The organism is Streptococcus sp. HMSC066F01, from assembly GCF_001837335.1.
Lineage (GTDB): Bacteria > Bacillota > Bacilli > Lactobacillales > Streptococcaceae > Streptococcus > Streptococcus oralis_S.
In genome coordinates this window covers 419,181-428,637 of sequence record NZ_KV832118.1, presented here as the reverse complement: position 1 = coordinate 428,637, position 9,457 = coordinate 419,181, and the positions used below count along the sequence as shown (strand labels likewise).

Here is a 9,457-nt window from a genome sequence, read left to right as displayed (position 1 = left end):
TAATCTTTCAAGCTCTTCCTGAGTAAATAATTCCCAACTCTTAGGATTAGCTATTAAAGGAGTTAAGCCTTTTAATATAAATTGTTTCTCACTAGTTTTCTTTTCTTCTTCCGTCGGTGGCCAACGATCGTGCTTAATCTTCCAAGATATTTCGAGTAGCGATCTCTCTCCACTTTCTAATAAGGCAAACAGCTCATTTGGTAATTTATAAACAACACGCTGAGGGGCAATTCCTCCCTCCTCATCAACATAATAAAGATGATTACCATCTCTCCAGATATGCTGACCGTAACCTTTTACCTCTTCAAATTGGATAACATCTTCCCATTGTAGTTTTGTTGGTTTCATTTGTATTTTCCCTTTTCTAATAACCCTTTCAGACTAAACTAGTAGAGCACTCATAATCTTTTTTATTTGGTATTCTAACATGATAGAACTACCTTAAAAATCAATGTTAACGTTTTCCATTATTATACCATACAAGCGCTTGATATGAGGGGTTTGCTAGTTAAAAACTAACAAAAAAACACTGGTTATCCAGTGTTCTTTATCTTTCTTTACATTACTAAAAATGCCCCCTGCAGGAATCGAACCTGCAACTACTCCTTAGGAGGGAGTTGTTATATCCATTGAACTAAGGGAGCTAGAGAAAAACCCTGCTGGATGAGCAGAGTTTTTTAGTCGAATTAACGACGGATTTCTTTGATACGAGCTGCCTTACCTTGAAGAGCACGCAAGTAGTACAATTTCGCACGACGTACTTTACCGTAACGAACAACTTCGATCTTTTCAACACGTGGAGTGTGGATTGGGAAGATACGCTCAACACCTACACCGTTAGAGATTTTACGAACTGTGTAGTTTTCTGAGATACCAGCACCTTTACGTGCAATAACAACACCTTCAAAAATCTGGATACGTTCACGGTTACCTTCGACAACTTTCGCGTGTACACGAACAGTGTCACCAGGACGGAATGATGGGATATCTGTACGAAGTTGACCTTCAGTCAAGCTTTGGATTAATGGATTCATTTTATTCTCCTATCTTTGTCAATCTTGAGGAACCTTCCTCAGCGGATAAACTGTATTTTTGTGCGTCCATTACACACAAGATACAGTTTACCAAATTTCCACCTAAAAGTAAAGAAATTTATAGCAGAATTCCTAAAAAAATCGCTAGAAAACCGCCTATGTATGTTGAGGCTAAATAGCTATAAAATACCTTCTTGTCACTGATTAGTCTTTGCAGCTCGTCATTCAAGGTTGAAAAGGTCGTTAACCCTCCACAAAAACCTGTCGCTAGGATGGCATAGACTTCCTTGGACTCCACATGATTGTAGAGTAGGCCAATCAAAAAACATCCTAGAAGATTGGCAATGAGAGTACCTAGTGGCAATTTAGAAGCTTGATTATAGCGGGAAAAGAAATACCGTACCAGGGCTCCGAACCCGCAGGCGATTGTAAGATAAACGATTACCATTTCTTCCTCCCTAGAACATAAGCCAATAGCAGACCTCCTCCAATACTCAAAAGCAGATAGATGATTAAGCTAAGATAACGCCCGGTATCGAGCAATTTCACAGCATCAAGCATTAAGCTAGAAAAGGTTGTTAAACCTCCGCAAAAACCCGTCCCCAGCGCCAAAACCAAGCCTTTACTAGTTCCCTTATGGGCCAGATAGCCTTTTACCAGATAGATCAGGCAGAAAATGCCCAGATAGTTGACAAGGAGGGTACCCCAAGGAAAGTCGGGACTAGCTGGTAACCAAGTGGAAACCAGGTAGCGGACAAGGCCTCCCAACATGGCAGCCAGAAAAATTCCGAGCGGATAAAATTGTTCTTTTTTCATTTGATATTTTGATCCTGATAATCACGCGAACGTTTGAGAATGTCTGAAAAAGTCGCAACAATGGTTTCTTGGTAATTCTTATTGGTTACACGACTTCTTACCTTTTCAAAAATGACTTCTTCTCGCTTGGTGTCTAAAATAGGTTTTCCTGAGGCTTTCTTATAGGTAACTACACCCTCAACCAACTGCATGCGTTCTTCCAAGAGCTTAACAATTTGGTCATCGATTTGATCAATTTCTTTCCGAATACTATCTAAATCCATAGTGTCTCCTCCTTTATTTGAATTATTGTATCAAAAAGCCTCTAAATAGGCTAGTAAAATCCCAAAAAAACTAATAAAAAAACGCACTGACTTCTTCCAGTCAGCGCAGTTTGATTCTTATCCTACTTTTGCAGCCAATTCTTCTGCGAATTGTTCCAAGCGTTCAATATCTTCTTCTTCGGCAGAAAGGTCTACTTTAATGCACTCTGAACCTTTTTCAGCTCCTGTCGCTACAAAAACGCGATCAAAGTCATCAACAGCCTTACAGAATTCGTCGTAGAAGGTATCTCCTGAACCGACCACTCCGTAGATTTTGCCATTCAAGTTGAGATCAGCTAGGTCTTCGTAGAAGTCCATCATCTCATCAGGCAATTCTCCATCTCCGTAGGTGTAAGTCGCAACAATTGCGATATCCGCTTCCAAGAAGTCTGAAGCGTCAACAGTCGTACATTCATCCACATCGACATCCAAGCCCAAGTCACGCAATTTATCTGCTACAATATCTGCAATTTCCTCGGTATTACCGGTCATACTGGCAAATACAATTTTTGCTAATGCCATATCGTCCTCCTCAATTTATCTTTCTCCATTATATCATATCTTTTTCATTTTAAAAATAAAAATTCTTGTGCTACAATGAAATGAGAAAGAATTGAGGTTGTTTATGGAAATTTGCCAGCAAATATTAGAGAAAATCAAAGAATACGATACCATTATCATTCATCGTCACATGAAACCAGATCCAGATGCCTTAGGGAGTCAGGTAGGTTTAAAAGCTCTTCTCACACACCATTTTCCAGAAAAGACCATCAAAGCAGTCGGTTATAACGAACCAACTCTAACCTGGATGGCGGAAATGGATACTGTCCAAGACAGTGACTACCACGGAGCTCTTGCTATTATTTGTGATACAGCAAATCGTCCTCGTATCGATGATAAACGCTATGAACAAGCTGCTTTCACCATCAAAATCGATCACCATCCAAATGATGATATCTATGGTGACCTATCTTGGGTGGATACAAGTTCAAGCAGTGCCAGTGAGATGATTGCATTATTTGCTCAAGAAAATCAGCTAGCTTTGTCTAGTGAAGCGGCACGACTTCTCTATGCAGGAATTGTCGGGGACACAGGGCGTTTTCTCTACCCGTCAACTAGTGCCCGTACCTTTAGAATAGCTGCCCAGCTCCGAGAAGTTGATTTTGACTTTGCTGGATTGTCTCGTCAAATGGATACCATGAGCTTTAAGATTGCAAAACTGCAAGGCTTTGTCTATGATCATTTGGAAGTTGATGAGAATGGAGCTGCACGCGTTCTGCTTACTCAAGAAATCCTGAAAGAATATAAGGTTACGGATGCTGAAACGGCTGCGATTGTCGGAGCACCTGGTCGAATTGATACTGTTAAGGCTTGGGCTATCTTTGTTGAGCAAGCTGATGGTCACTTCCGTGTGCGTATGCGAAGTAAAATCACCCCTATCAATGAAATTGCCAAAGAACACGACGGAGGAGGACATCCATTAGCTAGTGGCGCCAATTCCTATAGTCTAGAAGAAAACGAAATCATCTATCAAAAGTTAAAAAACTCGCTTAAAAACTGATAAAATACTTGCCAAACTTTTCAGAATCTGATAGACTAGTATGGTAACAATCTATGGCTCGCAAAGAGACCATGGCAGAAAGGAAATATTGCAAAATGAAAAAAGATATCCATCCAGAATATCGCCCAGTTGTCTTCATGGACACAACTACTGGTTACAAATTCCTTAGCGGTTCAACTAAACGCTCTAACGAAACTGTTGAGTTCGAAGGCGAAACTTACCCATTGATCCGTGTGGAAATTTCATCAGACTCACACCCATTCTACACTGGACGTCAAAAGTTCACTCAAGCAGATGGACGCGTGGATCGTTTCAACAAAAAATACGGTCTCAAATAATCATAAAAAGAACAGTTACCACTGTTCTTTTTTTTTACTTCTTTTTATGTTTTTATGAACCAACCACTGCTATTATCTCAATATCAAGCTTCAAGCTAGTACCGAAAACTAATTTGAACAAGTTTAAAAAATATCAAAAAGAAGTTTGATATTAAGAATGGTTAAGATAATGGAAACTGCGTAACCTAGGATTGTGTTCCACTTGGCATTGGTGAATTCTCCCATCAGTGACTTCTTAGAGGTCAGATAAATTAAGGGGAAGATTGAAAACGGAAGAGCAATTGACAAAAAGACCTGTGAATAGACCAATAACTGATCCAAGGTTTTTTCTTGATGCCCAAACAAAACGGCAACAATAATCACAGGGAGTAAGGCAAAAATCCGTGTACCGATACGGATAATCCACTGAGGTAATTTCAGATGCAAGAAACCTTCCATGACAATCTGTCCTGTCAAAGTACCTGTAATGGTCGAATTTTGACCACTTGCTAAGAGGGCTAGGGCAAATAAAGTTGACAGAGTTGAACTAGCTATCGCTCCTGCTATCGTCGAATCCTGTAAAGCATTGTACATTTGGGAGAAAGCTGAAATTTCAGATGCATGCCCAAAAAAGAGAGATGCCCCTAAAATAAGAAGCAAGGAATTGACAATAAAGGCTAGAGACAGCTGAATATTTGAATCCCAGGTCATAAAACGCACGGCTTTTCGAACATCCTTCTTATCTTTGTGATTGATTTTCCTTGTTTGGGATAGGGAGGAATGGAGATAGAGATTATGGGGCATGACTGTCGCTCCTACAATTCCTAGAGCCAAGGTCAATTGGCTTTCATGACCTGGCAATGGTGTTTCAAATAATGTTGAAGTCGGTAAATAACCACTAAAGATTCCCTGGATACTTGGATTGGATAAAGCTACCAGATAGGTAAAGATAGCTAATATGGTTAAAATAAGGGTCGTAACAATGGCTTCAATTTTTTTGAAGCCAAATTTCATCAACAACAACAAAAGAAATACATCTAAAACAGTTAAGAGGATAGCGACCATAATCGGTATTTTAAATAAAAGATTTAAGGCAATCGCTGAGCCTAGAACCTCAGCTAAGTCTGTCGCCATTAAAGCTAATTCTAAAATCACCCAAAGACTATAGCGAAGCCATTTGGGAGCATGATGAGCTGTTGCCTGTGCTAGGTCCATCCTAGTCACGATACCGAGCTTTCCAGCCATCTGTTGTAGCTGCATGGCGATGATGGATGAAACCAAAATAACAAATAAGAGACTATATTTGTAGGAAGCACCACCAACCACACTAGTAATCCAGTTTCCAGGATCCATATAACCAACTGCTACAAGAGCTCCAGGTCCTAAAAATGCTTTTAGATTTTGCCAAAAATGATTGTTATTTGGAGTATCGATAGATTGATTAATCTCAGAGAGTGACACTTTTTTATGAGAAGACATAGATACTTACCTCTTTCTAAACCTACTTTTTCATTATTTTCTATTAGAGAAAAATAAGATTGACTTTAAACTATTAAAACAATGAAAACTATATGAAAAACATTTAGTTTTTTCATTATTTTTCTTAAGGCACCTTAATTATAAAAAATATGATAAAAACTTAAGAAAATTCAACAAAATTTTAGGGAAAGTCAGAATAAGTCTACTCATTAACGATAATGATAAATCTATTGATAAACTTTGACATTTAATAGTGAACTGTAACTATTATTTCTAACTCGATTTCTCTATAAAAGAGGAAAAACCAGCGTCTTTTGACGCTGGATAAAAGCTACTTAGATCATTTAACAAGAAACTAAATTGCTTCTGTGACAAAGCTACGGCTTTCCAGCACTTTAAGCATGGCATTAGCAGTATCTAGAGCTGTAAAGAGGGGCACACCGTGTTCAATGGCTGAACGACGGATTTGCTCACCATCTTCGTCAGCAGTTCGTTTGGTTCCGACAGTATTGATAATCGCTTGAATTTTCCCTTTGCGGACAAAGCTTGGGATATCCTGTTCATCGTCACCAATCTTACCAACAGGTTGGGCTTGAAGTCCATGGCTAGCAAAGAATGCTGCAGTTCCTTCTGTCGCGAGGATACCGTAACCGATATTTTGGAAACGACGAGCCAAGTCCAAGGCTTCATCTTTGGCATCATCAGCAATGGTAAAGACCACATTCCCAAAGGTTGGTAAGTGCAGGTAAGAAGCTTCAAAAGCCTTGTAGAGAGCTTTTTCCAAAGTAGTATCAGAACCCATAACTTCCCCTGTTGACTTCATTTCAGGACCGAGCAAGCTGTCTACCTTAGCCAACTTGGTGAAGGAGAAGACTGGAGCCTTGATATGAACACGAGTGCTTTCAGGGTAAAGACCATCTTGATAACCAAGTTCTCCAAGGTTTTGACCAAGAATGAGCTTGGTTGCTACTTGAGCCATAGGGATATTGGTTACTTTTGAAAGGAATGGAACCGTACGGCTGGCACGTGGATTAACCTCAATAACGTAGACTTTTTCATCCTTGATAACAAACTGGATGTTCATCATACCAAGACAGTTGAGCCCAATCGCTAAACGTTTGGTATAGTCTGCAATGGTTTCTTGAACCTTTTGCGACAAGGTTTGCGGTGGGTAAACGGCCATTGAGTCACCTGAGTGGACACCAGCACGTTCGATATGCTCCATGATACCAGGGATAAGGACATTTTCTCCGTCTGAGATGGCATCCACTTCACACTCTTGCCCAACGATGTATGAATCGACAAGGACTGGATGGTCTGGACTAGCCTTAACAGCGGTACGCATGTAAGAACGAAGGTCTTCTTCGTTTTCGACGATTTCCATAGCACGTCCACCCAAGACATAAGATGGACGAACGAGAACTGGGAAACCAATCTTGCGAGCAGCAAGCACAGCTTCTTCTTCATTGGTAGCTGTTTGACCTGGTGGCTGTGGAATATCCAAGTCTTTCAGAGCTTGCTCAAAGAGGTCGCGGTCTTCGGCACGGTCCAAGTCAGCGACTTGGGTACCAAGAATGGTCACACCTGCTTTTGCCAAAGGCTCTGCAAGGTTGATAGCTGTTTGACCACCAAACTGCACGATAACGCCTTTTGGTTGCTCCAAGTCAATAACATTCATGACATCTTCAAATGTCAATGGTTCAAAGTAAAGTTTGTCTGATACCGAGAAGTCGGTTGAAACGGTCTCTGGATTTGAGTTCATGATGATAGCTTCATAACCAGCAGCCTGGATAGCCTTAACAGAGTGAACGGTTGCGTAGTCAAACTCAACCCCTTGTCCGATACGGATTGGACCTGAACCTAGAACAAGTACAGATTCCTTGTCAGACTTGATAGACTCATTTTCCCAACCATAGGTTGAATAGAAATATGGTGTTTCAGAGTCGAATTCTGCCGCACAGGTATCAACCATCTTGTAAACTGGGACAATCTTGTTTTCCAAGCGAAGTTTACGGACTTGGTCAGCTGTCGTTTTCCAGAGTTCAGCAATCTTGCGGTCTGAAAATCCATTGAGTTTAGCTGTTTTCAAGACTTCTAGATCTTGTGGATGGGCACCTAATTCTTGCTCAATTTCAAAGATGTGCAAGAGTTTATCCAGGTAGAAGATATCAATCTTAGTCAATTCAGCAATTTCTTCTGGTGTGTAGCCACGGCGAATGGCTTCTGATACGTAGAAGAGACGGTCATCTTGGGCCTTGACAACTTTTTCAATCAAGGCATCATCCGAAACAGTTGCTAGTTCAGGCATTTCATTGTGGTGAACGCCAATTTCAAGTGAACGACATGCCTTGAGAAGTGATTCCTCGATGTTACGACCAATGGCCATGACTTCCCCAGTCGCTTTCATCTGAGTTCCAAGACGACGCTCACCTTTTTCAAACTTATCAAATGGGAAACGTGGAATTTTCGCAACGACGTAGTCAAGGGCTGGCTCAAACATAGCATAAGTTGAACCTGTAACTGGATTGATGACCTCATCTAGAGTCAACCCAACGGCAATCTTGGCAGCCAATTTGGCAATCGGATAACCCGTCGCCTTAGAAGCAAGGGCTGACGAACGCGATACACGAGGGTTTACTTCGATAACATAGTACTTGAAGCTATGCGGATCAAGGGCCAGCTGAACGTTACACCCACCTTCAATCTTGAGAGCGCGGATAATGCTCAAGCTCGCGTCACGTAGCATTTGGTTTTCATAGTCCGACATGGTTTGCGCAGGAGCAAATACGATGGAATCTCCTGTGTGAATCCCCACTGGGTCAAAGTTTTCCATGTTACAAACAACGAGGGCATTGTCAGCTGAATCGCGCATGACTTCGTATTCGATTTCCTTGAAACCAGCAATGGAACGCTCAATCAAACACTGGGTAACAGGTGACAGTTTCAACCCATTTTCAGCAATTTCACGTAGTTCTTCCTCATTGGCACACATACCACCACCAGTACCACCTAGGGTAAAGGCTGGTCGAACGATGACTGGGTAGCCAATAGTTGCTGCAAAGGCAACTGCTTCTTCTACTGTATTGACAATTTCAGATTCAGGGATGGGTTGCTCAAGCTCTTCCATCAATTGTTTAAAGAGGTCACGGTCCTCAGCTTGGTCGATGGCAGATAGTTTAGTCCCAAGAAGTTCGACCCCAAGCTCATCTAGGATACCATTTTTAGATAATTCCATGGCCATGTTGAGCCCTGTCTGACCGCCAAGAGTAGGGAGCAAGGCATCTGGACGTTCCTTACGGAGAATACGCGTCACGAACTCGAGTGTAATCGGTTCGATATAAACCTTGTCCGCAATCTCCTTGTCCGTCATGATAGTGGCAGGGTTTGAGTTTACCAAAACAACTTCATAACCTTCCTCTTTCAAAGACAAGCAGGCCTGGGTCCCAGCGTAGTCAAACTCAGCAGCCTGACCAATAATAATCGGACCAGAACCAATCACCATAATTTTTTGAATATCAGTACGTTTAGGCATTTATAAGATATTAAGGGCGTCAAGCGGACAAAGCTAAAATAGGAGTTATGACGAAGAACTACCAGTTCTAGGAATAACTATCTTTTTAGCACCGTCCGTAGCCCGTATTCAGTTCAGCAAATACGGACCACCCTTCTCCTTTCTATTCGGCAACTCTCAGGTTGCCATTAAATAAATTCTCCGACGATTTTTTAGAGAAACGATCATTTTCGATAAAAAATCTAGTGCAGGGAGTTTTTAGTTCGCCTGATAGCGACTAAAAGAAACGACCTGCCTTTCTATTCGTTGCCTCACAGGGCGACATTAAATAAGATACAAAGGACGATAAGAAAGCGACTGAATTTTAGGAAACCAAGGATAGCAATCCTTCCTTGGTTTCTCTAAATTCCGAGCTTTCCGTCCGTGTTCAATTCCAT

General features: G+C 41.2%; 10 protein-coding genes and 1 tRNA gene. 2 read left to right on the top strand and 9 right to left on the bottom strand.

The genetic code is table 11. The features are described 5' to 3' along the window. From HMPREF2655_RS06385 to HMPREF2655_RS06355, 7 genes are all read right to left on the bottom strand, one after another. The coding region (locus HMPREF2655_RS06385; protein WP_070838210.1) for a hypothetical protein at positions 1-348 on the bottom strand (348 nt) is incomplete at its 3' end. Between the two features lie 224 nt (positions 349-572). Next, a tRNA-Arg gene (locus HMPREF2655_RS06380) sits at positions 573-644 on the bottom strand. A 42-nt stretch (positions 645-686) separates the two neighbouring features. Then, on the bottom strand, positions 687-1,034 hold the full coding sequence (gene rplS, locus HMPREF2655_RS06375; RefSeq protein ID WP_001068669.1) for a 50S ribosomal protein L19: 348 nt from the start codon (positions 1,032-1,034) through the stop codon (positions 687-689). A 118-nt stretch (positions 1,035-1,152) separates the two neighbouring features. Beyond that, positions 1,153-1,482: a fluoride efflux transporter CrcB gene (gene crcB / locus HMPREF2655_RS06370; protein ID WP_070838208.1), complete on the bottom strand. Its 330-nt coding sequence runs from the start codon at positions 1,480-1,482 to the stop codon at positions 1,153-1,155. Further along, positions 1,476-1,850, bottom strand: a complete 375-nt coding sequence (crcB, locus tag HMPREF2655_RS06365) for a fluoride efflux transporter CrcB (protein ID WP_070838205.1) — start codon at positions 1,848-1,850, stop codon at positions 1,476-1,478. Before crcB (HMPREF2655_RS06365) ends, crcB (HMPREF2655_RS06370) begins: the two co-directional genes overlap by 7 nt. Then, entirely contained in the window at positions 1,847-2,113 is a 267-nt protein-coding gene (locus tag HMPREF2655_RS06360) for a chorismate mutase (protein ID WP_070838203.1), read from the bottom strand. Before HMPREF2655_RS06360 ends, crcB (HMPREF2655_RS06365) begins: the two co-directional genes overlap by 4 nt. A 117-nt stretch (positions 2,114-2,230) precedes the next feature. Continuing rightward, positions 2,231-2,674, bottom strand: a complete 444-nt coding sequence (locus HMPREF2655_RS06355) for a flavodoxin (RefSeq protein ID WP_070838201.1) — start codon at positions 2,672-2,674, stop codon at positions 2,231-2,233. 103 nt (positions 2,675-2,777) lie between these two features. On the opposite strand from HMPREF2655_RS06355, the gene HMPREF2655_RS06350 reads away from it, so the two are divergent. Together HMPREF2655_RS06350 and HMPREF2655_RS06345 are read left to right on the top strand one after the other, a co-directional pair. After that, positions 2,778-3,713, top strand: a complete 936-nt coding sequence (locus HMPREF2655_RS06350) for a DHH family phosphoesterase (protein ID WP_070838198.1) — start codon at positions 2,778-2,780, stop codon at positions 3,711-3,713. A gap of 95 nt (positions 3,714-3,808) precedes the next feature. After that, on the top strand, positions 3,809-4,051 hold the full coding sequence (locus HMPREF2655_RS06345; RefSeq protein ID WP_000710762.1) for a type B 50S ribosomal protein L31: 243 nt from the start codon (positions 3,809-3,811) through the stop codon (positions 4,049-4,051). Positions 4,052-4,174: 123 nt separating this feature from the next. Here the strand turns inward: HMPREF2655_RS06345 and HMPREF2655_RS06340 are convergent, their stop codons facing one another. Continuing rightward, positions 4,175-5,509 (bottom strand): Nramp family divalent metal transporter, encoded by a 1,335-nt coding sequence (locus tag HMPREF2655_RS06340; RefSeq protein ID WP_070838196.1) that lies wholly within the window; start codon positions 5,507-5,509, stop codon positions 4,175-4,177. 355 nt (positions 5,510-5,864) lie between these two features. Then, positions 5,865-9,041 (bottom strand): carbamoyl-phosphate synthase large subunit, encoded by a 3,177-nt coding sequence (gene carB, locus HMPREF2655_RS06335; RefSeq protein WP_070838194.1) that lies wholly within the window; start codon positions 9,039-9,041, stop codon positions 5,865-5,867. Between the last annotated feature and the right edge of the window lie 416 nt (positions 9,042-9,457).